This window comes from Rhodopila sp. (assembly GCF_035548095.1).
Lineage (GTDB): Bacteria > Pseudomonadota > Alphaproteobacteria > Acetobacterales > Acetobacteraceae > Rhodopila.
On the sequence record NZ_DASZUV010000016.1, the window covers coordinates 1 to 25,910 of the forward strand.

Sequence of the window (25,910 nt, forward strand, 5' to 3'; positions counted from 1 at the left end):
AGATATCAAAGCTTCCGAACCAGCTCTCACCAGCCCACAAAATCCCCAATACCAGGCCAAGCCAACCCCAAAACGCTCCCGCGTCAGGCTAAGGGCGCCGCCAACGTATCCCTTCCATTCCATATGCTACTGTCAAAGAACCACAAGGCAAAAACGCGACCGCAGCCCACTTTCAGTAGGCCCGCAGCCCGGATTGCTTTGCTTGAGCACCCAATCCGGTACAGACCGGAGAAGGTAGTCTGCGCGGCGAACCGAAGCAAGTGAAATCGTCCGTCGCGGTGGACGGCGATTTAGGCCGATCGCCCCACCCCGTCAAGCGCGTTTTTCAAAATTTTTGCCCCAACCCGTCGGGCTCCCCCTCCGACCACGCCTTGAACCACGCCACAAACCGTGGAATTCCCACCGAAAGCGACGTCGCCGGCGCAAATCCCGTCAGCGCCGAAATCGCATCGATCGAGGCATACGTCGCCTCCACATCCACCGCCGGACGCGGCGCCGACCGGATCACCGCCTTCCGTCCCAGCCCCTCCTCCAGCAACCGGACCAGCTCCCTCACCTCTTCCACCCGGTGATTTCCGATATTCAGCAGGCGCGGCGGTGCCCCGGTCTGTGGCGGGCGATCCAGGCTCGCCACCACGCCGGCCGTGATATCGTCGACAAAGGTAAAATCACGTCGCAGCCGCCCGCCGTCGTACAGCGTGATCGGCTCCCCGGCGACGATCGCTCTGGCGAAGCCGAAATAGGCCATGTCGGGCCGCCCCCACGGGCCATAGACGGTGAAAAAACGCAGGCCGGTCTGCGGCAATCCGAACAGATGGCCATAGGCGTGGCTCATCAACTCGTCCGCGCGCTTCGTCGCCGCATATAGCGACACCGGTGAATCCACCCGGTCCGTCTCCCGGAACGGCATCTCCGTATTGCTGCCGTAGACCGAGGAGGTGCTGGCGTAGACCAGATGCCGCAGCCGCGTCAGCCGCCGCGCCGCTTCCAGCACCACCAGATGCCCCATCACGTTGGCCTGCACATAGGCATACGGGTCCACCAGAGAATAACGGACCCCCGCCTGCGCGGCCAGATGCACGATCCCCTCGATATCCGGATGGGCGGCGACCATGGTTCCCACCGCCTCCCGGTCCGACACATCCAGCCGTGTGAAGGCAAATCCGTCCCGCGGAGTCAGCCGGTCCAGCCGCGCTCGTTTCAGCCGCACATCGTAATAGTCGTTGAGATTATCGACCCCGACCACCGCGTCACCGCGCGCCAGCAGCGCCTCGGCTACGTGGAAGCCGATGAAGCCGGCGCAGCCGGTGACGAGGATCTTCACGAAAGCGGCCGAGCGACGAGCCGATCCTCGAGCAGTTCCAGCACGGCGTGGCCGAGGGCGATGTGGCATTCCTGGATGCGCGCCGTCTCGGAGTCCGGCACCAGCAGGGCCAGGTCGCACCGGCTCAGCGCCGGCTCACCCGCGCCACCCAGCAGGCCGACGGTCACGATGCCCATCTCCCGCGCCGCCTCCATCGCCCTGACGATGTTGGGAGAGCGGCCGGACGTCGTGATACCGAACAGCACATCGCCGCGCTGGCCGATGCCGCGCAATGGCCGCTCAAACACCCGATCATAGCCGTAATCGTTGCCGCAGGCAGTCAGCATGGCGGGATCGAGCGTCAACGCCAGCGCCGCGATCGACGGCCGTTCCACGCTGGAGCGCAGGCGGATCAGCATCTCCGTCGCCAGATGCTGACTGTCGGCCGCCGACCCGCCATTGCCGCAGAACAACAGCTTGCCGCCCTGCCGCAGGCTGGTCTCACACACATCGACGACCTTGATCACCGCGTCGGCCAGTTCCACGGCGATGCGCCGCTTCAGGTCAGCCGACTTGGTCATCATCGCGGCGAAACGCGCCGCTTCCTGCGTATGCATGAAAACTCCGGGGTCAATTCAAGACCCCGGTCGTTTACACAATTACTGGGCTGTCCATCCACCATCGATCGACAGCGGCACACCCGTCATCGTCGCTGCGGCGTCGGAGCACAGGAATACCGCCAGCCCGCCGATCTGAGCCGGCGTGGTGAACTGCACCATTGGCTGCTTTTCCGCCACCAGCGCATGGGTCTGGTATTCGACGGTGGTTCCCTCCTTGTCGGCGCGATCCTTCAACTGCCGTTCCACCAGAGGGGTCAGCACCCAGCCGGGGCAGATGGCATTGACCGTGATCCCGGCGTTCGCCAGTTCGATCGCCGCGACCTTGGTGGCGCCCATGACCCCGTGCTTGGCCGCGACATAGGCGACCTTCTGCGCGCTGGCGACCAATCCGTGCGCCGAGGCGATGTTGATGATCCGTCCCCACCCCTTGGCCTTCATGCCCGGAATGACCGCCTTCATGCCGTGAAAGACGCCGGACAGGTTGACGGCAATCACCTGGTCCCATTTCTCGTCGGGAAAATCCTCGACATTGGCGGTGAACTGAATCCCGGCGTTGTTCACCATGATGTCGACGCCGCCCAGCGTCCTCGCCGTGTCCGCAACCATCGCCGCGATCGCCGCCGGCCGGCTGATATCCGCGCCGTTGTAGCCAACCCTGACGCCATGCGCGGCCGCGATCCCGGCCCGCAGTGTCTCGATCACCGCCGCGTCACCGAAGCCGTTGAGCATCACGTCCGCGCCGGCACCGGCCAGCGCCCGAGCGATGCCAAGACCGATCCCACTGGTCGAGCCCGTCACCAGGGCGACCTTTCCCTTCAAAGTCATCCGCGTCTCTTCCTTCCGCGCCATCACGTATTGCCCATCACGTATTGCCCGTCACGTATTGCATTGCATCATGGACGAACGGCGCCACCGCGAACAGGCTGCCGCGACAGCACGGTTCAGCGCGTGCGCAGCAAGTTGCGCGCCAGCCCGTACAGGCTCATCGCTCCCCAGAATGCCTCCAGGATAACCGAAGGCAGGTTCCAGGCGTCATACAGCGACACCAGCACCAGCAGGGCCCCGGCCAGATTCAGGGCCGGGAATCGCCAGTTGTTGGGCACAACCCACCCTTGCAGCGCCGCGAAATAGGCAAAGATGAAGAAGCCTGCGCCGGCAATGCCGGCCAGGGTAAAGGGATCCAGTTGCATCCCGCCCCTTTACCGTCTGCCACCGCCAGCCGAAACCATCCCTTATATGCCTCCCTCCAGGGCCGCGTTTCCCGCGTTGCACCCGCGGGCCGGCAGCGCTACCCACCGGCCAGACCATCCCGCTGGAGGCGGCTCGACCCGATGAACCTGCCCAGCAGCTTCCTTCTGACCGTGCATGGTTCCGCTGTCTGGTTCGATGAACAGACCAACACGCTGCGCCACGGTCCGGTGGAGGCAACCCCCCGCACCCTGCGGATCGAGAACCGCTTCGGCCGCGATGCGCTGATTGCCGCGACGCCCAGCGGACCCGCCGCGATCGACGGCCTCCGACCCGATGGCCGGCTCGGCCGTTCCCCTGGCGGCGCACCGCTGACGCTGCGGCGGCACCAGTTGCAGGACGGGTTGTTCGCGCTGGAGGCGAACGGTATTTTCCTGTGCGCCGAAGCCGATGGCACGCTGTCACTGACCCGCTCGCAGCAAGGCGCCTGGGAGGTTTTTGCCCCAGTCGACGAGACCGACCTCGACTGGCTGGCGGAACTGGTTCGGCGCGCCTGGCTGTCGGCCAGCCACGACACGGTGCTGCCGGCCGGAAGCATCCGTCCGACGACCGGCTTCACCGTGCAGGTCGGACAGATCACGATCGGGCTGGCGGAGGTCCTGGCAGCCCGGCCGGCAGCGACGGCGCGGCACGATATCACCCTGCATTACGACGGCTGGAAGGTCGAACGCCTTTCACCGTGGCGCCCACTGGTCTATCTGACCGCATTCGGTGCGGATGATGTTTTCGAGCGACTGAGCCTGGCACTGCAGTCATTGCGCCAGTTCGGACGGTATGACGGGGAAATCCTGCTGTTCACGGATCGAATGCCGGAGCAACTGGGCGGGGCGGTCCCGCCCGGCATGGAGCGGCAGATCACCCTGGCCACCGCGCCGGCGCGTGACAGCCTGGACCACGCCGCGGCGAAGTACCGCATCCACGATATTCCGGCTTTAGCCGCCCACCGGCCACTGCTTTATCTGGCTCCGGATGTGCTGTGCGATCAGCCGATCGGCGGTCTGCTGCGGGCGATCCATCGCGCCGATCGCTTATGTCTCGCGTTGGAGGATGACCTGCTTGGCACCCACAATCTTTACGGCGCCAACCTGTTTGCGGCCGACCAGACCGCTCGGCCGCGCAACGAACGCGGCGCGACGGCAGGGCTGATCGGCATTCCCGACATCCATCTCGCGCGCCGCAGCTTTCCGGTGGTGCTGTCCTGCCTGTACGCCCTGGCGCGCGGCACCGGCACCCGTCAGCCGCTGGAATGGTATGATCAGCCAGTGCTGAACTACGTCCTGCACAAGACCGATGCGGCGGCGTTTGACGTACTGACCCCGCGCGTGGTGCCGCAGGTCGATCCGGCCGTCTCGCCATCCGGTACACGCCGGCTGGGATTCGCTCATTTCGGCGGCGATGCCGGGGACAGGCTGGCGGCGATGCGCGGGTACCTGGCATGGCTGCGCCAGAACGGGTGAGATATAACGGATGAGATATGTGGATGAACAATCGACGCCGCGTGGCGGGCTGCGGCAAGGGTGACTCTGTCCGGATGGGTCTGGTGGGGGTGACTCTGGCCGCGGACGGGGTTAGGAGTCGCACCCTGTCGTTCCTATGGCTATGGCAGGTATTCCGGTAACACTTGCGGGGAGCAAGCAACCATGACGATCAAGGTCGGTGACACAATTCCGTCAATGAAACTGACGGTCGCGACCGCGGACGGCCCGAAGGAAATTTCCACGGATGACATCTTCAAAGGGAAGAAGGTGGTGCTGTTCGCCGTCCCCGGCGCCTTCACGCCGACCTGCAGCGCCAAGCATCTGCCGGGCTTCGTGCAGAACGCCGAGGCGATCAAGAGCAAGGGCGTCGATGAGATTGCCTGCGTGGCGGTCAACGACGCATTCGTGATGGGCGCCTGGGGCAAGGACCAGGGCGCCGGCGGCAAGGTCACCATGCTGGCCGACGGCGCTGCCGCGTTCGCCAAGGCACTGGGCCTGGAACTCGACCTCAATGCGCGTGGCATGGGCATCCGCAGCCAGCGCTATGCCCTGATCGCCGAGGACGGCAAGGTGACCTATCTGGGCGTCGAGCAACCCGGCGGCTTCGAGGTCAGCAAGGCCGAAGCCGTCATGGCGGCCCTCTAAACCGGTTTGGCGGTCGGGCCGCGTCTGTCGTCCGGCCGCCACGCCATCCCTAGGACACGTGCCGCCATGCGCGCACGAAGAAGCCCAGCGTCACCAGGGCACTGAGTGCCACGATGAACCGGCGCAGCATCGGCGCCGGCAGATACAGCGCAAACCGCGCGCCCAGATAGCCGCCCAGGATGGCTGACAGCATCATCGCCAGCATCTCCGGCATCCGCACGGCACCGGCCAGCAGGAAGCAGATGATCGCCGCGCCATTGGCGGTGCTGACCAGCAAAGTGCGTGTGCCGGCCAGCATCTTCAGGTCGGCCGCGTCGATCAGCGTCCACACCGCCAGCATCATCAATCCGACCGCACCACCGAAATAACCGCCGTACACAGCCAGCAGAAACTGGATCGCAATCAACGTCGGCCGTCCGATCCGCGCGTGCTGACGCAGCCAGGCGCCCGGCCGCGGCCCGGCCGCGAAGGTCAGCGTCGCCAGCAGCAGCAGCCAGGGAATCACCAGATCGAAGGCGGCGCCCGGCGTCACCAGCAGCAGCACCGCGCCGGTTACACCACCCGCCAGCGTGATCGGCAGCAGCAGGCGCAACGAAATCCCCGCGACGCCAGGCAGCGACGCACGATACGCCCAGGTGCTGGCGATCGTCCCCGGAAACAATGCCACGGTGTTCGTCGCATTCGCCGCGATCGGGGGCAATCCGGCCAGCACCATCGCCGGAAAGCCCACGAAGGATCCACCTCCGGCGATGGCGTTCATGGTCCCGGCAACCAGTCCCGCAACAATCAGCAGGCCATAGCGAGCGAGATCACTGTTATTCAATCGGTACCTTCCGTTCCAGCTCCGCCAGCCACGCCGCCGCGTTGCCGTCGGATGGTGCGCGCCAGTCGCCGCGTGGCGACAGCGATCCACCGGCCGACACCTTCGGGCCGTTCGGCATCGCGCTGCGCTTGAACTGGCTGAACGCGAAAAACCGGCTGAGGAAGACCTGCATCCAATGGCGGATCTGCTTCAGGTCGTACGCCACGCGCCGATCGTCGCTGAAATGCGGCGGCCACTTGCCGCGCCCCGCGTCGGACCACGCATGCTCCGCCATGAAAGCGATCTTCGATGGCGGGAAGCCGTAGCGAAGGATGTAGAACAGGGTGAAATCCTGCAGGGCATAAGGGCCGATCTTTGCCTCGGTGCTTTGCGGGATCTCGCCCTCCGCCACCGGCACGAGCTCCGGAGAAATTTCGGTCGATAGAATCGCGTTCAGCGTTGCCAAGACATCATCGGGAAAGCGCTTGGTCCCGATGATCCAACGGATCAGGTGTTGAATAAGCGTCTTCGGCACACCGGCATTGACGTTGTAATGCGCCATCTGATCGCCCACGCCGTAGGTGCACCAGCCCAGCGCCAATTCAGACAGATCGCCCGTGCCGATCACGATACCACCGTTGTGGTTGGCTAACCGGAACAGATAATCAGTCCGCAGGCCGGCCTGCACATTCTCGAACGTGATGTCGTAGACCGACTGGCCGGCGGAATACGGATGGCCAAGATCGCTCAGCATCTGTTTCGCGGCAGGCTTGATATCCAGCTCGTTCGCCGTCACGCCCAGCGCGCGCATCAGCTTCCAGGCATTCGACTTGGTATGATCGGACGTGGCGAATCCCGGCATGGTATAGGCCAGGATGCCCTTGCGCGGCAGGCCGAGCAGATCGAAGGCCTGGGCGCAGACCAGCAGCGCCTGCGTGGAATCGAGGCCCCCGGAAATGCCGATGACGACCTTCTTCAATCCGGTCGCGCGCATTCGCTGCGCCAGGCCGGAGACCTGGATATTGTACGCTTCGTAACAATCCTGTTCGAGCCTGGCAACGTCGGCGGGCACGAACGGAAATCGTTCCAGCGTGCGGCGGAAGCCAATGTCGCCCGTGGGCGGCGCCAGCGTAAGGCCGACCCGGCGGTACGGGCGGGCATGCCGACGGCGATTGGTATCGAAGGATCCCATCTGCAGACGCTCCTGCAGCAGAAGGTCCAGATCGATATCGGCGATTGCCGCCTGGTCCGCCACCGGAAACCGTTCGGTCTCGGCCAAAGTATTCCCATTCTCGAATACCGAGGCCTGACCGTCCCATGCCAGGTCGGTGGTGGATTCGCCCGCCCCCGCCGCCGCATAGACATAGGCGGCCAGACAACGCGCGGATTGCGAGCGGCACAGCAGCCGCCGCGTTTCCGCCTTGCCGATGGTGATATTGCTGGCCGACAGGTTCGCCAGCACCGTTGCCCCGGCCACGGCGGCCTCGCCGCTGGGCGGGTTCGGTACCCAGACATCCTCACAGATTTCGGCATGGACGACGAAGCCGCGCAGATCGGCGGCCGCGAACAGCAGGTCGGCGCCGAATGGGACGGTTTCGCCGGCCAGGACGATGCAGCCGCCGTCATGGCCGTCGCCGGATACGAAATGCCGCGGTTCATAGAATTCACGATAATTCGGCAGGTGGATTTTCGGCACCACGCCCAGCACCTTGCCACGGTGGATGGCGACGGCGCAGTTGTACAGTGCACCCAGGTGACGCAGCGGCGCACCGACGAGCAGCAGCGGCAGCAGCTCGACCGATGCGGCGCGAATGGTCTCGATCTCCGCCTCGACCTGGTCCAGCACCGTCACCTGCTGCAGCAGATCGCTGATCGCATAGCCCGACAGGCCCAGCTCCGGAAACACTGCCAGAGCCACGCCCTGCCGGTCACAATCCCGCGCCATGCGCAGGATCGCCTGAGCGTTCACCGCCGGATCGGCGAGCGATGTGCGGGTGGTACAGGCGGCCACACGGACGAAGCCGTGTCGGTAGAGGGAGCGGAAACTCATGGCGGGAACCCGGATGATCTCAGCGGCCACTATGCCGGGACGGTGCGCATCGCGCCATCCGAAGGCGGGCGATCCAGGGGCGGGCGGTCAAAGGGCGGGCGGTCAAAAGGCCGGCGACCAAAAGGCCGGCGACTGTGGCGCTGATAGCCCCATGGCGCAGATAGCCCCTCGGCGCAGGCAGCTCTCCGGCTTGGACCTCCTAGACGACCCCGGCCGGTAGCCCCGGCAGTCCCGACCGTCTATCACCCGCCAGTGCCGTTCGACCGTCCCGCCCTGCCCGTCACCGAAGCCCTCCCGGCGCTGCTCGATACGCTGGCCACCGGCCGCAACGCCGTGCTGATTGCCCCGCCTGGCGCCGGCAAGACCACGCTGGTGCCGCTCGCCCTGCTCGATACCCCCTGGCGCGGCGATCGACGCATCCTGATGCTGGAACCAAGGCGCCTCGCCACGCGTGCCGCCGCCACCCGCATGGCCGCTCTGCTTGGCCAAAAACCAGGCCAGACCATCGGCTACCGCACGCGGCTGGACGGGGCGGGCGGTCCCGACACGCGCGTCGAGGTGATCACCGAGGGCTTGCTGCTCCGCCGTCTGCAAGCGGATCCCGGCCTTGAAGGCGTCGCCGCCGTCATCCTGGACGAAATCCACGAACGCTCCCTGGAATCCGACCTCGGCCTGGCGCTGTGCCTGGACCTGCAGAAGATGCTTCGGCCTGACCTCCGGCTGCTGGCAATGTCCGCGACCGCCGACGGCGCCCGCCTGTCCGGCCTGATGGACGCCACGGTGATCGAAAGCGCTGGCCGCCTGTTTCCAGTGGCGGTCGAGCATCAGAAGCGTGACATCGCCCATCCGCGTGACCTGCCTGAAGCCGTGGCTCGCGCGATCAAGGCCGCGCTGGCGCAGCATGCGGGCGATATTCTGGCCTTCCTGCCCGGCATGGCGGAGATCAGCCGCACCCAGGCGGCACTGGCAGGCTGTGGCGCCCTGGTCCTGCCGCTGCATGGCGCGTTGCCGCCGGCGGAGCAGGACCGGGCGCTGCGTCCCGCCGAGACACGCCGCGTCGTGCTGGCCACGTCGATCGCCGAAACCTCGCTGACCGTTCCCGGCGTTCGCATCGTCGTCGATGGCGGCTGGCGGCGGTCGCCGCGGCTGGATCCCTCCACCGGACTGACCCGGCTGGCGACGGTGCGGATTTCCAAGGCCGCCGCCGACCAGCGGGCCGGCCGAGCCGGCCGGGAAGCGCCGGGCGTTGCCATCCGCGTGTGGTCGCAGGCGCTGCATCGCGGCCTGGCCCCGTTTGACCGGCCGGAGATCCTCGAGGCCGAATTGTCCGCGCTCGTGCTGGACTGCGCTGCCTGGGGCACGCCGCCGGCCGAGCTGCGCTTCCTGGATCCGCCGCCGGCCGGCGCACTTGCCGCCGGAGCGGCGCTGCTGACGGAGCTGGGAGCGCTGGACGGCCAGGGTCGCATCACTGAAGCGGGTTACGACATGGTGCGGATCGGCGCACATCCGCGTCTGGCGGCAATGATGCATGCGGCCGCGACGCCAGCGCAGCAGGCCCTGGCCGCCGACATTGCCGCGCTGCTGGAAGAACGTGATCCGCTGCGCGCGCAGGATGCGCCGGCGGATATCGGGCTGCGTCTGGACGCCATCCGGGATGGCGATCCTGCCGCCGATCGAGGCGCCTTGGCCAGCATACGCCAAGCCGCCAGACAATATCGCCGCCGTCTGCAGGTGCCGCCAGACGTCATCGCCGCAGGCGATGCCGGTGCCCTGCTCGCGGCGGCCTTCCCCGACCGCGTCGCCCAGCGGCGGGGCGAACCGGGCTCCTTCCGCTTCTCGGGCGGCGGCGGCGGCCGGCTTGGGATCACCGATCCGCTGGCGAGGGCCGGCCTGCTGGCGGTCGCGGCAATCGACGTCAGGGCGTCCGCGCGTATCCGCCTTGCCGCCCGGCTGGACCCCGATGCCTTGCCCGAGACCATTCTCGCCCGCTGCACCGAGTCGGTGGAGACCGGGTTGGACCCGGTCAGCGGAGGATTTTTATCACGGCGCCGCCGGCGGTTGGGCAGCCTCGTGCTGTCGGACCGTACCGAACCGGCGGACCCGGCGCAGATCGCCGCGGCACTTGCCGCCAAGGTGGCCGCCGATGGCCTGCGACCGCTGCCCTGGACAGACGCGGCGCGACAGTTCCAGGCGCGGGTCGCTTTGATGCGGCAGGTGGAACCGGACGGGCCGTGGCCGGATCTGAGCGACCCATCCCTCATGGATTCCATCCAGAGCTGGCTGCCGCCCTATCTGGCCGGCATGTCCCGGATGGCTGATCTGCAGCGGCTCAACCTGCAGGATATGCTGCGCGCCCAGCTCCCTTGGGCCCTGAATGTGCGCCTGGACCGCGATCTGCCGACCCATCTGCCCCTGCCGGGCGGCCGGGCGGCGATCGATTACATGGAATCGCCACCGCTGGCGTCGGCGCGGGCGCAAGCCTTCTACGGGCTGGCCGCGACTCCGCCGCTGGCCGGCGGCCGGATTCCCCTGCGCCTCGCCCTGCTGTCTCCGGCCGGCCGGCCTATCGCCGTCACCGCCGATCTGGCCGGTTTCTGGAAGGGGGCCTGGGCCGATGCACGCCGCGATATGCGCGGCCGCTATCCCAAGCACAATTGGCCGGAAGACGGTGGCAAGCCGACCTGACCGGCGTTCGTCCGTTCCACCGAAAACTGATCGCAGCGGATTCTTGTTACGCCGACGTGGCCGTGCCATCTGGAGGCGGGCGTATCAGCCCGCATCGGAGGCCGATTCCCTTATGCCCGCCGTTCCCTTTCTATCCTCGGCCGCCACGGCATTGTCTCGCCGCGGTGTGTGGCGTGGCCTGGTTCTCAGCGTCGTGCTGACCACCGCCGCTTGCTCCGGCGCAAACAATGCCACTGCCCGGGCGGCTCCGGACAGCTTCGCCCCGTTGGTGAAAAAGATACTGCCGGCCGTCGTCAACATCGCGGTGACGGAGACCGTTACGGGTAGCGAGATCGCCAGCGACCTGCCGCCGGAGCTGCGCGATACACCGTTGGGGCGGGAGTTCCGCCGACGCTTCAACAACCGCCGCCAGCAGGTCGCCGGTGCGGGGTCAGGGTTCATCGTCGACCCAACCGGAATCATCGTCACCAACAATCACGTGGTCGGACACGCCGACAAGATTATCGTGTCCCTGGCGGACGGACGGCAATTGCCGGCGAAAGTACTGGGCCATGACGAATTGACCGACGTTGCCGTGATCAAGGTGGATAGTCCTGGCACTCTGCCGGCCGTGTCCTGGGGCGATTCGCGGAAGGTGGAGGTCGGCGACTGGATTCTGGCCGCCGGTAATCCGTTCGGGCTGGGCGGCTCCGTCTCGGTCGGCATCATCTCGGCTCGGGGACGCGATCTTGGCGCGGGGCCGTTCGACAACTTCCTCCAGCTCGATGCCCCGATCAATCCGGGTAACTCGGGCGGTCCGGTCTTCAATATGGAGGGACAGGTGATCGGCGTCAGTTCCGTGATCGTCTCTCCAACCGGCGCCTCGGTCGGCATCGGCTTCGCCATCCCGTCCGATACCGTCAGCCATATCGTCGCGCAATTGCTCGATCAGGGCTCCATCGCGCGCGGCTGGCTCGGTGTTTCGGTTGAAGACCGGGAGAACGCGGTTATCATCGCCGCGCTGGACCGCAACGGGCCGGCGGCGAAGGCTGGTATCCGGGCGGGCGACCAGGTCGTGGCGGTCAATGGCGACCCGATCGACAGCTCGCGCGGGTTGATCCGGGCGGTCGCGGCGGAACGGCCGGGAAGTGCCATTCGCGTGACGATTCGACGCAGTGGGCGCGAAATGGATATTCCTGTGAGCGTCGGCCGACGGCCGGCGGAACAGGCAGGCTAGGGAGAGGATCATGCGTATCCTGGTGGTCGAGGACGACAAGGACGTCGCCGGCTTTGTCGTTCGGGGCCTGCGAGAGGCCGGACATGTGGTCGAGCACGCCGACAATGGACGCGACGGCCTGTTCCTGGCTGCCAGCGAGAGTTTCGACGCCGTGATCCTGGACCGCATGCTGCCCGGCGGAATCGATGGACTGAAGATCCTGGAAACACTGCGCAGCCAGAAGAACAGCGTGCCGGTGCTGATCCTGTCGGCGCTGGCCGACGTGGATGACCGCGTGAAAGGCCTGAAGGCCGGCAGCGACGACTATCTGACGAAGCCCTTCGCCTTCGCCGAGCTTCTTGCTCGGGTCGAGGCCCTCGCCCGGCGGGGCAAGGGCGAGGGGCCGGTCACCAAACTGGAGGTCGAGGACCTGGAACTGGATCTGCTGTCCCGCCAGGTCAAGCGCGCCGGGCAGAAGATCGACCTGCAACCGCGCGAGTTCCGGCTGCTGGAATACCTGATGCGCCACGCCGGCCAGGTTGTGACCCGCACCATGCTGCTGGAGGGTGTGTGGGACTATCATTTCGATCCGCAGACCAATGTGATCGATGTGCATGTCTCGCGGTTGCGGCAAAAAGTGGACAAGCCCTTCCCGTCCCCGCTGATCCACACCGTCCGCAATGCCGGCTACATGCTGCGGGCGGAGCCGACCTGATCCCCGTCCCGGGGCGGATGTTGAGCCGTCGCCTGTTTCGCTCCGCCGGCTTTCGCTTCGGCGCGATCTATGCCGCCCTTCTCGGTGCCAGCGCGATCGCCCTGGCGGTGTTCGTGTGGTGGACCACGGCCGGCCTGTTGGATCGGGAGACCCAGGCGACAATCTATGCGGATGCCTCCGACCTCGCGGCCCGTTGGACAGAAGGCGGGCTGCCCTTGCTGGCTACGACGATCGAGGATCGGTTGGCCCAGAATGTCGATGACGATGCCGTCTATCTGCTGGTCGACCGCTCCATGCACCGGATAGCCGGCAACCTGACCACGTGGCCATCCGGCATCACCGAACCCAACACCGCCTATGAGTTGATGCTGCGCCGCGCCGGCTTGCTGTCGATGGCCTATGTCCAGCGTTACGATCTGCCGAACGGCTTCCATCTGCTGGTCGGCCGCGACGTGAAGCTGCGCTCCCAGCTGCGTGACCTGCTGACCGACGCGTTGATGTGGGCGATGCTGGTCGTCATGGTGCTGGCAACCGTGGGTGCGCTGATCATCCGCAGCCTGATGCGCCGCACCCTGGCCGACATCTCGGCTACCGCCAGCGCCATCGCCGCCGGCGATTTTGCCCGGCGCGTGCGCATCAGCGGCCGGGGTGACGAGTTTGACCAGCTCGCCGAGGTGCTGAACGATATGCTGGATCGTATCGGCCGGCTGATGGACGGCGTGCGCCAGGTCTCCAACGCCATCGCCCATGACCTGCGGACCCCGATCACGCGCGCCCGCACCCGGCTGGAGGACGCGGCCCTGCATGCTGAGACGACCGACGACCTCCGCGCCGCGATCGAACGGGCGATCGCGGATCTGGATGGGATCGTCCAGGTCTTTCAGGCGTTGCTACGCATCGCTCAGATCGAGGCCGGTTCTCGCCGCTCGGCCTTCACCAACATGGATGTCGTGCCTGTGCTGGCTGAAGTGGCCGACCTGTACGACGCCGTGGCCGAGGATCGCGCCGTGGCCATCCAGGTCGATGCATCCGGCAGCGTACCGGTCTTTGGTGATCGGGCGCTGATCCAGCAGGCGATCGCGAACCTGGTCGACAATGCCGTGAAGTTCTCGCCACCGGGCAGCACGGTGCATCTGACCGCCGTCGACGGCGACCCGGTAACCGTCACCGTGGCCGATGAGGGGGCGGGCATTCCGGAAGTCGACCGTCACAAGGCAACGGACCGCTTTTTTCGTGGCGAGACGGCACGGCACACCCCGGGGGCCGGGCTGGGCCTGTCCCTGGTGCTGGCCGTCGCGCAGCTGCACGGTGGACGCCTGCTGTTGGAGGACAATCAGCCGGGACTGCGTGCCAGCCTGATCCTGCCGCATCCGTCCGGAAGTTCGCCCAATCAGCCTCAGTCCCCCGCCGAGGACGGGAGGCCGATTGTTCCCTAACCGCTTTGTCACCTCCGCAACAGGACGGTGTGACCCAAGCTATGGAAAGAGGCGGGCTATGCTGCGTGCGGCCCGCTTTACTGGACTGACCACCGTGCTTGCCAGCCTCTGCTTCCTGGCGGGCGCGGGTGTGGAGGCCGGCGCCCCGTCCGATGCGGTGGACGTGACGACCGACACGCTGACCTATTGCCACCATTTGTCCGATGAGGTGAGCGCGCGGGTCAAAAGCGCGGCGATCGCTCCACCGCCGGAAGTGGCGGTGCTGGCCGGTGAAGGCGATCGGCTATGCGATGAGGGTCAGGTGCGTGGCGGCATCCAGCGGCTGCGGCGCGCCTGGCTGCTGGTGACGCATCCGGAGCGGATCGGGGTCCAGCAGTAACGGCGATCAAAAAGGAAGGTGCCTGGCGAGTGGTCCGGGGGCCTCGGGCTGGCGGTGAAATGGAAAATGAATTGGAAAATCGTTCATTGTCCGCAGTCCGGTTCGCAGCCGATCACCGTCACTCTGGTCAACGTAACTCTGGTATATTTTTCAAAGATTTCTTGGTGAGCCCGGTGGGAATCGAACCCACGACCCCAAGATTAAAAGTCTCGTGCTCTACCGGCTGAGCTACGGGCTCCGAAGGGCGCCATCAACGCCAAGAATCCCCGCGGGTCAAGCACCACCCGCGGGGGCGTCATAAATTAACCAGCGTCGGCGGCGATCTGCGCCTTCACCAGCTTGTCGGGATCGGAAACCATCCCGTTGCCGCCGGCGCCACGCTTGATCGCGTCCACATGCTCCATGCCGGATACGACCTGGCCCCAGACCGTGTATTGGCCGTTCAGGTGCGGCGCCGGTTCGAACATGATGAAGAACTGGCTGTTGGCGCTATGCGGGTTCTGGCTGCGCGCCATGCCGCAAGTGCCCCGCACGAACTTCGCGTTGGTGAATTCGGCCCGAAGATCGTCCAGATCGCTGCCGCCCGTGCCGGTGCCGGTCGGGTCGCCGCCCTGGGCCATGAAGCCCTCGATCACACGATGGAATACCGTGCCGTCGTAAAAACCGCGGCGCACCAATGTCTTGATCTGGTCGACGTGCTGGGGCGCAAGATCGGGCCGTAGCTGCACCACCACCCGGCCGCCCTTCAGGTCCAGATACAGTGTGTTCTCGGGATCGAGGTTCGCGTCGCTCATGGAAAATCTCCTGTCCTGACCCAGCCTACTTCACATCCGCCGCGACCCGCATCTTCAGGATGCGGTCGGGCTGCCCCTTCACGGCACCGTTGTCGGACGCATCGCCACGCTTGATCTGGTCGACATACTGCATGCCGCCGATCACCCGGCCAAAGATCGTATACTTGCCGTCAAGAGACGGCGCCGGCGCGAACATGATGAAGAACTGGCTGTTGCCGCTGTTCGGATCATTGGTGCGCGCCATGCCAAGCACGCCGCGCACGAAATGCATCTGGCTGAACTCGGCCGGCACGTTCGGTAGCTTGCTGCCGCCGGTGCCGGTGCCTGTCGGGTCGCCGCCCTGGGCCATGAAGCCCTCGATCACACGGTGGAACGGTGTTCCATCGTAGAAACCCTGCCGCGTCAGCGTCTTGATCTGCGCCACCGTCTTCGGCGCCACGTCCGGGAACAGCTCGATATACACGTCGCCGTTCTTCAGCGTCATGATCAGCGTGTTTTCGCGATCCTTGATCTCCGGCTTGCCTTGCGCCAACGCGGGCATCACGGACGCGGCCAATCCGGCGGCACCGGCAAGGCTGGACAACAATAGGCTGCGGCGGTTCATGCGCCCTCCTGGGGAAACAAACGGATGGGGATGTGTGCGGTTCAGCCCCTGATCCGCTGCAGCACGCGCTGCAGCGTGGTCGGCGGAACGAATGACGCGATATCGCCGCCCAGCTTCGCCACTTCCTTCACGAGGCGGGAGGCGATGAACTGATGCGTCTCGCTGGCCATCAGGAACACGGTCTCGATATCCGGCGCCATGCGATAGTTCATGCCCGCCATCTGGACCTCGTAGTCATAGTCGGAGACGGCGCGCAGTCCGCGCACGATCATGCTGGCGCCGACTTTCCGAGCGAAATCGACCAGCAGCGATTCGAACGGCAGAACCTCGATGATCATGCCGTTGCGGCTGGCGATCGGCGCAATCTCCATCTTCACGAGATCCACCCGTTCCTCGAGAGAGAATAGCGGCCCCTTGCCGGTATTGATCGCCACGCCGACCACCAGCTTGTCCAGCAGCCTGGCGGCCCTGCCGATGACATCGAGGTGCCCGTTCGTGACCGGATCGAACGTGCCCGGATACAACCCGATCCGCTGCTTGTGGGGCACTATCTTCTCAACCATCGCTTCCATCCTCGGGGGGGCCTGGCGCATCGTCTTCCGCGGCGCTGCCGTTATCGTCTGAATCCTCTTCCAACACAGGGAAGACGCTTGTCACACGCTCGCCCGCGTCGACCCGCAGCAGGGTCACACCCATCGCCTGCCGGCCGGTCACGCGCACCTGGTCACCCGGCACGCGGATCAACCGCCCGGCATCCGTCACCATCATGATGTCGTCGCCCGGCCGCACCGGGAAAGTCGCGACCACCGCCTTGCCGGTGCGCGCACCCAGCGTGACGTTGGCAATGCCCTGGCCGCCGCGCCCGCTCACCCGGTATTCATAAGCCGAGGTCTTCTTGCCGAAGCCCAGATCGGTGACGGTCAGCAGCATCTCCTCCCGCTCCGCCATCTCGGCTTCCCGCTCCGGCGTCAACGTCACGGCAGCCGCGGTTTCCTCCTCATCCGAGGCCGCGGAAGCAGTCTCCGCCTCTTCCTCCGCCGCACCGACCGCCCGCCGGCGGGCATTGGCGGCGCGAACATAGGCTTCGCGTTCCGCGATCGTGGCATCGACATGCTGCAGCACGGACAGGCTGATGACCTCGTCCTTGTTCAGCAGCCTGATACCCCGCACGCCGGAACTGTCGCGGCCGGCGAACACCCGCACCTGGTCGTCGGTCAGCTGGAAGCGGATGCAGCGCCCGTTACGGGTGGCCAGCAGCGCGTCGTCGCCTTCCCGGCAGGTGGCAACGCCGATCAGGTGGTCGCCTTCGTCCAGCTTCATCGCGATCAGGCCGGAGGCTCGGACATTGCGGAAATCCGACAGCCGGTTGCGGCGGATGTTGCCGGACGCTGTGGCGAATACCAGATGCAGGCTGTCCCACAGGCTTTCATCCTGCGGCAGCGGCAGCACGGTGGTAATCTCGTCGCCGCCCAGTTCCGGCAGCAGGTTGACCAGCGCCCTGCCCTTCGCGGTCGGTCCGGCCTCGGGGAGTTTCCACACCTTCTCCCGGAACGCCTTGCCGCCGGAGGAAAAGAACAGCACCCATTGGTGGGTATGGGCGTTGAAGCTGCGCGTGACGATGTCGTCGCCGCGCGTGGAGGCGCCGGACCGGCCGCGCCCGCCGCGGTTCTGCGCGCGATAGGTTTCCAGCGACGTCCGCTTGATGAAGCCATCGCGGGTAATGGTGACCACCATCTGCCCCGGCTCGATCAGGCTTTCATCATCCTGATCAGCCGGCGCGTCGGCGATGTCCGTCATGCGCGGACAGGCGATTTCCTTGCGCGCCTCGGTCAGCTCCTCGGTCATCACCTCCATGCGGCGGGTGCGGGAGCTTAGGATCTCCAGCAATTCGCGGATCTTCTCAGCGACCTCCTGCATGTCGGCCTGAATCTTCTCCCGCTCCAGCCCGGTCAGGCGTTGCAGCCGCAGTTCCAGGATGCCGCGCGTCTGTTCCTCGGTCAGCCGGACCGTGCCGGCGGGGGAAATGACGTTGCCGGGCTCATCGATCAGCGCCAGCAGCGCGCCGATATCGGCGGCCGGCCAGTCGCGGTCCATCAGCGCCGCGCGCGCGGCGGCCGCGTCGGGGCTTGCCCGGATCAGCCGGATGACCTCGTCGATATTCGCTACGGCAATCGCCAGGCCTACCAGGTTGTGAGCCCGGTCGCGTGCCTTGCCGAGTTCGAAGCGGGCGCGGCGGAGGATCACATCCTCCCGGAAGCGGATGAAGGCGAGCAACGAGTCCCGCAGCCCCATCTGCCGCGGCTGACCGTTATCCAGCGCCAGCACGTTGACGCCGAAGCTGACCTGCAGCTGGGTGAAACGGAACAGCTGGTTCAGCACCACCTCCGGCGTGGCGTCGCGCTTCAGCTCCATGACGATGCGCATGCCGGAGCGATCGCTTTCGTCCCGCATCTCGCCGATGCCCTCGATCACCTTGCTCCGCACCAGCTCGGCAATCTTTTCGATCAGCACCTTCTTGTTCACCTGGTACGGGATCTCCGTAACCACGATGGCGGTGCGGTCCTTGCGCAGTTCTTCGAATTCGGTCCGCGCCCGGATCGTGATCGAATCGCGGCCGGTCTCGAACGCTCCGCGGATGCCGGAGCGGCCAACGATGATACCGCCAGTGGGAAAGTCCGGGCCCGGGATGATCTTCAGCAACTCATCCAGCGGCGTTTCCGGATCGCGGATCAGCGCCAGCGTCGCGTCAATGATCTCGCCCGGATTGTGCGGCGGGATGTTGGTCGCCATGCCGACGGCGATGCCATTGGCGCCGTTGATCAGCAGATTGGGGAATTTGGCCGGCAGGACCCGCGGCTCATGCTCCGATTCGTCGTAGTTCGGCTGGAAATCGACCGTATCCTTGTCGATATCCTCCAGCAGCAGCGCGGACGCCTTGGCCAGCCGGACCTCGGTGTAGCGCATGGCCGCCGGATTATCGCCGTCGACCGATCCGAAATTGCCCTGCCCGTCGATCAGCGGCACACGCAGCGAAAACGGCTGCGCCATGCGCACCATGGCATCGTAGATCGCCGCGTCGCCATGCGGGTGGTACTTACCCATGACGTCGCCGACGACACGCGCCGACTTGCGATATGGCTTATCCGGCGTGTAGCCGGCCTCGTGCATGCCGAACAGAATGCGGCGATGCACCGGCTTCAGCCCGTCCCGGGCATCCGGCAATGCGCGGGCCACGATCACGCTCATCGCGTAGTCGAGGTAGGAGCGGCGCATCTCTTGCTCGAGCGTCACCGGCTGCATGTCACCCTGCGGACCGGTCGGCTGTGCCTGGGGATCGTCTGTGTCGCTCAACTCTCACTCGATGCGTTGCCGTGCGCCGTCGCGATACGTTTGTACGCGCCGTCGCACGATACGTCTGTACACGCCCTCATGGCCCGTAACGGGCCGGCAGGCGCAAATGGATGCACGGTAGATAGGCCGATTCCGTCGTAAAGGCGAGGGGCACGGGCCGATCCGGCCGGTTCAGGCGGTCTCCACTATCGAATTGTCCCAAGATTGATTTCGGCCGCCAGTCTGTCGACCAGGGCGCCGGTCAATGCCACGACGTCCTGGTCGGTGCCGACCGGCCCGTCAAGAACGATCCGCGTCCGTTGTCGGCGCTCCGGCGACCGGTCATCACGCGGGACAACGGCCCAGTCCGCATCCAGTACGCCCGTCCCGTCGGAACCGACGGTCAGGCGCGAGATGCTGACCCGCAGCGTCATCGCCGTCGCGTCGGTTGGCTCCTGGCTCAGGACCAGAGCCTGCGGGTAGCGTGCCGCCAGGCGTTCCACCAGCCGATAGGTGATGCCGATCGCCAACCGGCTGCCCCAGCGGCCCGTGATGCTTCGCCGCAGCACGCTGCCGTCACGCACGATCAGGTCGGTGTTGTCGACTTCCGCTGGCAGCAGTACCCGCGGTACCGCGACGATCGGCGCCTGGCGGCTGCTCGGCACCTCCGGCGTAACGTTCGGCGGCAGGGTGATCGTATAGGTCGTGAGCGGCGGCCCGGCGCAGGCGGCCAGCCCCAGCACGGTCACCCCCAGCACGGCCGCCCCGACCACGCCTCTCCATACATCCACGTGCGACCGGGATCGGATGGACGCCTGGCGTGTCAGGCCCTGGTGGCTCATTTGCTTGTCCCCCGCCCGGTCAGCAGCAATTGCGGGTTCTGCTCGATATCGGCGGTGAAGCCGCGCAACGACGCGGCCGCCGCGGCGAGGTCGCGCAGCAGTGAATCGACATTCTGGCGTGTCGCCGCGCGACTCGACCCGAAATCCTTGGCTTCGTTCAGTACGTCACGCGCCTGGGTAACGGCCTGGTTGGCGTTGCTCAGCAGCGTGTGCAAATCGGCTCCGCGCTGGTTCAACTGCTGGTTGCCGGTAACGGCAAGCGTGTTGACCTTGGTCAGCGTACTGTCCAGGTTGGCCAGCACCGGCTCCAGCCGCGCCTGCAACGTCTTGATCGCGCCCGTGGCCGCCTGCATCGTGTCCCCCGACCGGTCGGAGGTCACCTTCAGACTCTCCAGCACCGCCGGCAGCGTCTTTTCCAGACCGTCAGCCAGCTCCGTCAGGGCTTTCAGCGCGTTGTTGGCGTTGCCGGCAAGTTCGCGCAGCGGCAGGTCCTGCAGCTGCTCCCGTGCTTTCTGGAAGGCTGAGGCGCGCGTCGGAATTTCCGGCAGATTGGCAATGCCCGGATGCATGTCCTCCGGCGACCGCGGATCGAAATCCAGATCGATCTGCGCCTGGCCGGTGACGAAGCTTTGTGTCTGCAACTGCGCCCGCAGGCCGCGCTTCACCAGGTCCTCGACATCGAAGGCGGCGTCCGGGGAGCCGACATTGGCGATGATCGTACGGGCCACCTCCAGCCGGACCCGCACCGGGATGTAAGCGGTATTGGTGGATGGCTGATACTTGATGGAGATCCCCGTCACGGATCCGATCGGCACCCCGCGGAACGTCACCGGCGCGCCGACCGACAGCCCGGCGATGGAGTCCTGGAACACGACCACCGCCGCCACCGACCGGCTGAACAGGCTGAAATTGCCGAACATCACGGCCGCCGCGACCGCCAGCGCGACACCGCCCAGGACGAACGCGCCGACCGTCGTGTTTCGATCCAGTGTCATGCCGCTCTCGGTTCCCCTTCGTCCCCGGGTCGCTCTCGCCGCATGAATGCCTCCACTTGTGGATCGCTGCAGTGGTCACGCATCTCCGCCGGCGAGCCATGGGCAATCGCCGTCTTCGTCTGCGCGTCCAGGAATACGCCGTCATCGGCGATCGCAAACAGGCTGGGAAGTTCATGGCTGACGATGATGATCGTCGCGCCCAGACCGTTGCGCAGGTTGAGGATCAGATCGTCCAACCGGCTGGACATGATCGGGTCCAGACCAGCCGACGGCTCATCGAAGAACAGCACGTCAGGGTCGAGTGCCAGCGCCCGCGCCAGGCCCGCCCGCTTGCGCATGCCGCCACTGAGTTCCGACGGATACTGGTCAATCGCTTCCTCCATCCCGACCAGACCCAGCTTCACCCGCACCATGCGCCGGATCGCGTCGGGCGGCATCTTGGTGAACATCTGCATGGGCAGAGCCACGTTCTCCCCCACGGTCATCGAGCTCCACAGCGCCCCGTTCTGGAACAGGACGCCGAAGCGGCGGCCGATCTCGGTGCGCCTGGCATCGTCCGCGGCCCAGTAGTCCTCCCCATCGATATGGATCGACCCGACCCGCGGGCGGACCAGCCCGACCATGGATTTCAGCACCGTGCTCTTGCCGCAGCCGCTGCCGCCCATGACGGCAAAGATGCTGCCGCGCTGCACATCGAAGGACAGGTTCTGCTGGATGATCTTCGAGCCGAAGGCCAGGGTCACGTCCCGCACGGCGAATAGCGGCTCATCCCCATGCTGTCCGGGGGCATGTTGTCCGGGGCTCTGTTGTCCGGCGCTCTGTTGTCCGAGGGTATGTTGTCCGGGGGCGCTCAAGCGACGGGCCTCACAGGTCGATCATGGTCGCGAACACCGCGAAGGCGGCATCCAGGGCGATGACGCCGACGATACCGGTTACCACCGCGCTGGTGGCGGCGGAGCCGACATCGGCAGCGCTGCGGCCAGCCTTCAGGCCGATGCGGCAGCTGGTCACGCCGATCAGGATGGCGAAGGCGATGCTTTTTACGAAACCGAAGACGAACTGGTCGAATCCGACCGCCCCAATCGTCTGGTTCAGGAAGCCGGCGCCGGTGATCGTCAACATGGAGATCGAGACGATGAAGCCACCGAAAATCCCGACCAGGCACCCATATAGATAGAGTAGCGGCATGGTGAACGCCAGGGCGAGAATGGCCGGCAGAACCAGATAGTCAGAGACGGGGATGCCAATCACCGTCAGGGCGTCGATCTCCTCATTGCCCTGCATCGTCGCTATGCGGGCGGCATAGGCGCCCCCTGTGCGGCCGGCCATGATGATCGCGGTCATCACGGCAGCCATTTCCCGCACCATCGCGAGGCCGACCAGATCGGCCACGTAGATGTCGGCCGCGAATTTCCGCAATTGGACGGCGCCGACGAAAGCCAGGATGGCACCCACCAGGAAATTCACCACGCTGACGATCGCCAGCGCCGACGGCCCCGCCGCCCGGATGTTCCCCAGCAGATCGACGGTCCGCATCCGCGCTCGGCCACCCAGCGCCCGAGCGCCGCCATGCGCCGTCGACCCCAGCAGCAGGATGACGATGCCGAGTTCCGACAAAGACCGCAGCACCGTCGCGCCCAGCGTGGCCAGGGGGTTGAAGCCGGGGCGCCGGGGCGCCACCGGTTCGGGCGGCTGGTCCGCCAGCAACCCCAGCAGCGTACGGGCCGATTCCGGCAGGCTCTGCTCGTCCAATGCCACGCCGGACGACGTGGCCGCGACCTTGACATCGCGCAGAAACGCGATGAGGCCGGAATCCCACCGGCCGACATGTTCCGCGTCGAACCGCAAGGCTGACCCCGCGCCAAGCTGCTTCAGCCCGTCCGCGGGGAAAACAGGGATAGTCTCGGCCTGCGCGATCCAGTCACCGCTCAGGCTGAGGCTGGGCTTGCCTGCTTCGGTTTCAAGCCGCCAAGCAGGCGCAACGAGAGCGGTCGCGTCGATCGTTCGAATCCAGCGATCTGTCGAGAAAGGGGCTTCCCTCTACACCCCGCGCCGGTTCTTGGCCACCGAAAGTGAGTCCGCACGGCCACGCTCGTCCGCTGATCCAGACCAGGCATGTCCGGGCGGGGCGTGGTTGCTTGACTGCGGCGGCACCAGACCCAAAAGTTAAAAATCACACATCCTTCGCGGGGTGAGCACGATATGCCGTCTCTGACGCAGACATTGCTGGAAAGCGTCCTGCGCGGTTTCCTCACAAGGGGCCGCATGGTCGTGACGTGGCCCGATGGCGACACGAAGTCCTATGGACCCGGCTCCTGGAAAGAAGCCCGGTTCGCCATCCGTGACTCACGTACGGTCCGCCGCCTGCTGCTGAATCCGGAGCTGGCGGTTGGTGAGGCCTACATGGATGGCACGCTGGAGCCGCTGGAGTGCACCATCTACGACGTGATGGAAATTCTTCTGGCGAATGTCGCCCACAAGAGCCCGCCGATCATGCGGCTGCGGGAGAAGCTGAAGCAGGTGTCGCGCCGGCTGGTGCAGAACAATACGCCGCGGCGGTCGCACCGCAACGTTGCCCATCACTACGATTTGAATGGCGCGCTGTATGGGCTGTTTCTGGATCCCGATCGCAATTACTCATGCGCCTATTTTCCGGACGGCGACGAGACGCTGGAGGAGGCGCAGGCGAAGAAGCTGCGCCATATCACCGCCAAACTGCGGATGGACCGGCCCGGCCTGCGGGTGCTGGATATCGGATCGGGCTGGGGCGCGATGGCGATGTATCTCGCCAGCCAGCACGGTGCGCGCGTGACCGGCGTCACCTTGTCCAGGGAGCAGCTGGAGGAAGCGCGCGGCCGAGCGGCGGCACGTGGGCTGAGCGACAAGGTGAATTTCGAGCTGCTGGATTATCGCAAGGTGACCGGAACATTCGACCGGATCGTCTCGATCGGGATGTTCGAGCATGTTGGCGTCCCGCACTATAAGGCGTTCTTTGATACGGTGCGGGCACGGCTGGAGCCGGATGGCGTGGCACTGCTGCACTCGATCGGCAACAGCGGCGTGCCGTCATCGTCGAACAAGTGGCTGGAAAAATACATTTTTCCCGGCGGCTACTCCCCAGCCTTGAGCGAGGTGGTCCCGGCGATAGAAAAGTCCGGCTTGATTGCCACCGATATCGAGATCCTGCGTCTGCACTATGCGCACACGCTGCGCGAGTGGCGCCGGCGGTTCGACGCCAAGCGAGACATCATCAAGAGCCTGTATGATGAACGCTTCTGCCGGATGTTCGAATTCTACTTCGTCGGCTGCGAGCTGGCTTTCCGCTATTGGGGAGAGATGAACTTCCAGATCCAGCTGATGCCGCCGGAGGCGCCGATGTTGCGTAACCGCGACTACATGATCGACGATGAGCGCAAGGTGCCGTTGTCGAAGCCTGCCACCCAGCAGCTGGAAGCAGCGGAATAGGGACGGCCGGCGACCGGCCCGTCTCCCCAACGCCGCTACGGACCCCCGACCGCTTTCTTTGCGAACAGGCTGTCGATCTCGGCGGCGGAGTAGCCATGCTCCGCCAGGACATCCCGCGTATGTTCCCCCAGACGCGGCGCATGGGCGCGGCGCGTGCCGCTTTCGAACGGCGGCAAGCCCGGAATGTTCGGCATCGGCACCTTTTCCGGCACGCCGGGCTGTTCAAGCCAGGAGATGATGCCGGTGGCGGCAACCTGGGCTTCCTTCAGGAATTCCTCGTAGGTGTTGACCTTGCCATTCATGATGCCGTTCGCCGACAGCCGCTCCGACAGCCAGGCGGTGGTTTTCGAGGCGATGACCGGCCGCAACACCTCATAAAGCTCGTCCAGGTTCTGGGCGCGGGCGGCATGCGTGGCAAAGCGGGGATCGTCGAGCAATTGCACCTGGTCGATCGCCTCGCAGAACGGCTTCCAGTCCTGCGGTCGCACCATGGTGATGTTCAACTGCCCATCCGCCGTGTTGTAGACGGCGTTTGGCATGCTGGTGCGCTGGGTCTGCCCCCGCTCCAGGTGATGCGCCATCAGGCGGATGACGGACAGCATCGCGCCGCCCTGCATCAGGCTGGCCTCCAGATACCGGCCCTGCTTCACCTTCTGCTCCCGCCGCACATACAGCGACGTGGCGATCGCCTGGAACCCCAGCAGGCCGGTGAACATGTCGATCAACGAGATGGCGATGCGGTGCGGGTGGTTGTCGTACTCGCCGCGATTCTCGTTCACGATGCCGGTCATCGCCTGCAATACCGGATCCATTGCCGGGCGTGCGGCCATCGGCCCGGTCTGTCCGAAGCCGGAGATCGAATAGTAGATGATCCCCGGTTCCTTGGCGCTGACCGCGTCATAGCCGAAGCCGTAGCGCTGGATGGTGCCAGGCCGGAATCCCTCGATGAACACATCGGCGCCCTTCACAAGGCGCCACAGGATCTCCTTCCCCTCCGGCGTCTTCAGATCGAGTGCGACACTGCGCTTGCCCAGCGTGCCGTACAGCGAAAATGCCGAGTGATCCTGATAGGTGCGGCCCAGGATGCGGGACCAGTCGCCGCCATTGTGGGGCGTCTCCACCTTGATCACGTCGGCGCCGTGCTGACCCAGCATCATCGCGCAGGACGGACCCGCCACGCCGCCGCTGAGATCGATGACTTTCATGCCGGCGAATGCCGAGTGGTAGTCCATGGGTCCCCCCGTCTTCATTCCTTCGGATCGGATGATAGGGGCTGGTCCGGCCGGTAGGCTAGAGGCGCCCGCCGCGTGTCGCCCCGCCGCAT

23 protein-coding genes and 1 tRNA gene are annotated in these 25,910 nt (G+C 65.8%); 8 read left to right on the forward strand and 16 right to left on the reverse strand.

Translation table 11 applies throughout. The annotated features are described in order from the left end of the window. Positions 1-325: 325 nt before the first annotated feature. From VHC04_RS12840 to VHC04_RS12855, 4 genes are all read right to left on the reverse strand, one after another. The gene (locus VHC04_RS12840) at positions 326-1,324 is read right to left on the reverse strand and encodes an NAD-dependent epimerase/dehydratase family protein (protein WP_325681773.1); all 999 of its coding nucleotides are present in this window, start codon (positions 1,322-1,324) and stop codon (positions 326-328) included. After that, positions 1,321-1,920, reverse strand: a complete 600-nt coding sequence (locus VHC04_RS12845) for a D-sedoheptulose-7-phosphate isomerase (RefSeq protein WP_325681775.1) — start codon at positions 1,918-1,920, stop codon at positions 1,321-1,323. The genes VHC04_RS12840 and VHC04_RS12845 overlap by 4 nt, the downstream gene beginning before the upstream one ends. A gap of 42 nt (positions 1,921-1,962) precedes the next feature. Then, positions 1,963-2,748, reverse strand: coding sequence for a 3-hydroxybutyrate dehydrogenase (locus VHC04_RS12850; protein WP_325681777.1), 786 nt, complete (start codon positions 2,746-2,748; stop codon positions 1,963-1,965). Positions 2,749-2,864: 116 nt separating this feature from the next. Further along, entirely contained in the window at positions 2,865-3,113 is a 249-nt protein-coding gene (locus VHC04_RS12855) for a CBU_0592 family membrane protein (RefSeq protein WP_325681779.1), read from the reverse strand. A gap of 141 nt (positions 3,114-3,254) precedes the next feature. Between VHC04_RS12855 and VHC04_RS12860 the strand changes: the two genes are divergently transcribed. After that, positions 3,255-4,628, forward strand: coding sequence for a hypothetical protein (locus VHC04_RS12860; RefSeq protein WP_325681781.1), 1,374 nt, complete (start codon positions 3,255-3,257; stop codon positions 4,626-4,628). A gap of 183 nt (positions 4,629-4,811) precedes the next feature. After that, positions 4,812-5,294 carry a peroxiredoxin gene (locus VHC04_RS12865; protein WP_325681783.1) on the forward strand — a complete coding sequence of 161 codons (483 nt, stop codon included), beginning with the start codon at positions 4,812-4,814 and terminating at the stop codon, positions 5,292-5,294. A gap of 49 nt (positions 5,295-5,343) precedes the next feature. Here the strand turns inward: VHC04_RS12865 and VHC04_RS12870 are convergent, their stop codons facing one another. Both VHC04_RS12870 and VHC04_RS12875 read right to left on the reverse strand, forming a co-directional pair. After that, entirely contained in the window at positions 5,344-6,117 is a 774-nt protein-coding gene (locus VHC04_RS12870; RefSeq protein WP_325681785.1) for a sulfite exporter TauE/SafE family protein, read from the reverse strand. Then, positions 6,110-8,146 carry an NAD(+) synthase gene (locus VHC04_RS12875; protein WP_325681787.1) on the reverse strand — a complete coding sequence of 679 codons (2,037 nt, stop codon included), beginning with the start codon at positions 8,144-8,146 and terminating at the stop codon, positions 6,110-6,112. The genes VHC04_RS12870 and VHC04_RS12875 overlap by 8 nt, the downstream gene beginning before the upstream one ends. Positions 8,147-8,398: 252 nt before the next feature. Here VHC04_RS12875 and hrpB point away from each other — a divergent pair, with 252 nt between their 5' ends. From hrpB to VHC04_RS12900, 5 genes are all read left to right on the forward strand, one after another. After that, entirely contained in the window at positions 8,399-10,831 is a 2,433-nt protein-coding gene (hrpB, locus tag VHC04_RS12880) for an ATP-dependent helicase HrpB (RefSeq protein ID WP_325681789.1), read from the forward strand. 112 nt (positions 10,832-10,943) lie between these two features. Next, on the forward strand, positions 10,944-12,047 hold the full coding sequence (locus VHC04_RS12885) for a trypsin-like peptidase domain-containing protein (protein WP_325681792.1): 1,104 nt from the start codon (positions 10,944-10,946) through the stop codon (positions 12,045-12,047). A 10-nt stretch (positions 12,048-12,057) separates the two neighbouring features. Further along, entirely contained in the window at positions 12,058-12,741 is a 684-nt protein-coding gene (locus tag VHC04_RS12890) for a response regulator transcription factor (protein WP_325681794.1), read from the forward strand. Between the two features lie 17 nt (positions 12,742-12,758). Next, positions 12,759-14,177, forward strand: coding sequence for a sensor histidine kinase (locus VHC04_RS12895; RefSeq protein ID WP_408903812.1), 1,419 nt, complete (start codon positions 12,759-12,761; stop codon positions 14,175-14,177). A 58-nt stretch (positions 14,178-14,235) separates the two neighbouring features. Continuing rightward, positions 14,236-14,556, forward strand: a complete 321-nt coding sequence (locus VHC04_RS12900) for a hypothetical protein (protein WP_325681798.1) — start codon at positions 14,236-14,238, stop codon at positions 14,554-14,556. 162 nt (positions 14,557-14,718) lie between these two features. On the opposite strand, the gene VHC04_RS12905 is transcribed toward VHC04_RS12900, so the two are convergent. The 9 genes from VHC04_RS12905 to VHC04_RS12945 all read right to left on the reverse strand — a co-directional run bounded on the left by VHC04_RS12905 (position 14,719) and on the right by VHC04_RS12945 (position 23,122). Beyond that, positions 14,719-14,794, reverse strand: a tRNA-Lys gene (locus VHC04_RS12905). Between the two features lie 64 nt (positions 14,795-14,858). Beyond that, positions 14,859-15,350, reverse strand: a complete 492-nt coding sequence (locus VHC04_RS12910; protein ID WP_325681800.1) for a peptidylprolyl isomerase — start codon at positions 15,348-15,350, stop codon at positions 14,859-14,861. 25 nt (positions 15,351-15,375) lie between these two features. Continuing rightward, a complete protein-coding gene (locus tag VHC04_RS12915) occupies positions 15,376-15,954 on the reverse strand; it encodes a peptidylprolyl isomerase (protein WP_325681802.1) in 579 nt (192 codons plus the stop codon). Between the two features lie 41 nt (positions 15,955-15,995). Continuing rightward, positions 15,996-16,517, reverse strand: coding sequence for a pantetheine-phosphate adenylyltransferase (gene coaD / locus VHC04_RS12920; protein ID WP_325681804.1), 522 nt, complete (start codon positions 16,515-16,517; stop codon positions 15,996-15,998). Further along, positions 16,510-19,254: a DNA gyrase subunit A gene (gyrA, locus tag VHC04_RS12925; protein ID WP_325682007.1), complete on the reverse strand. Its 2,745-nt coding sequence runs from the start codon at positions 19,252-19,254 to the stop codon at positions 16,510-16,512. The genes coaD and gyrA overlap by 8 nt, the downstream gene beginning before the upstream one ends. Positions 19,255-19,490: 236 nt before the next feature. Next, complete coding sequence (locus VHC04_RS12930; protein ID WP_325681806.1) at positions 19,491-20,126, reverse strand: PqiC family protein; 636 nt, start codon at positions 20,124-20,126, stop codon at positions 19,491-19,493. Further along, positions 20,123-21,121 (reverse strand): MlaD family protein, encoded by a 999-nt coding sequence (locus VHC04_RS12935; RefSeq protein WP_325681808.1) that lies wholly within the window; start codon positions 21,119-21,121, stop codon positions 20,123-20,125. Before VHC04_RS12935 ends, VHC04_RS12930 begins: the two co-directional genes overlap by 4 nt. After that, the gene (locus VHC04_RS12940; protein ID WP_325681810.1) at positions 21,118-21,873 is read right to left on the reverse strand and encodes an ABC transporter ATP-binding protein; all 756 of its coding nucleotides are present in this window, start codon (positions 21,871-21,873) and stop codon (positions 21,118-21,120) included. Before VHC04_RS12940 ends, VHC04_RS12935 begins: the two co-directional genes overlap by 4 nt. A 112-nt stretch (positions 21,874-21,985) precedes the next feature. Further along, positions 21,986-23,122: an ABC transporter permease gene (locus VHC04_RS12945; protein ID WP_325682009.1), complete on the reverse strand. Its 1,137-nt coding sequence runs from the start codon at positions 23,120-23,122 to the stop codon at positions 21,986-21,988. A 201-nt stretch (positions 23,123-23,323) separates the two neighbouring features. Here VHC04_RS12945 and VHC04_RS12950 point away from each other — a divergent pair, with 201 nt between their 5' ends. After that, the gene (locus tag VHC04_RS12950; protein WP_325681812.1) at positions 23,324-24,586 is read left to right on the forward strand and encodes a cyclopropane-fatty-acyl-phospholipid synthase family protein; all 1,263 of its coding nucleotides are present in this window, start codon (positions 23,324-23,326) and stop codon (positions 24,584-24,586) included. Positions 24,587-24,621: 35 nt separating this feature from the next. Here VHC04_RS12950 and VHC04_RS12955 read toward each other — a convergent pair whose 3' ends face one another. After that, positions 24,622-25,818 carry a CaiB/BaiF CoA transferase family protein gene (locus VHC04_RS12955; RefSeq protein ID WP_325681814.1) on the reverse strand — a complete coding sequence of 399 codons (1,197 nt, stop codon included), beginning with the start codon at positions 25,816-25,818 and terminating at the stop codon, positions 24,622-24,624. Positions 25,819-25,910: the final 92 nt, after the last annotated feature.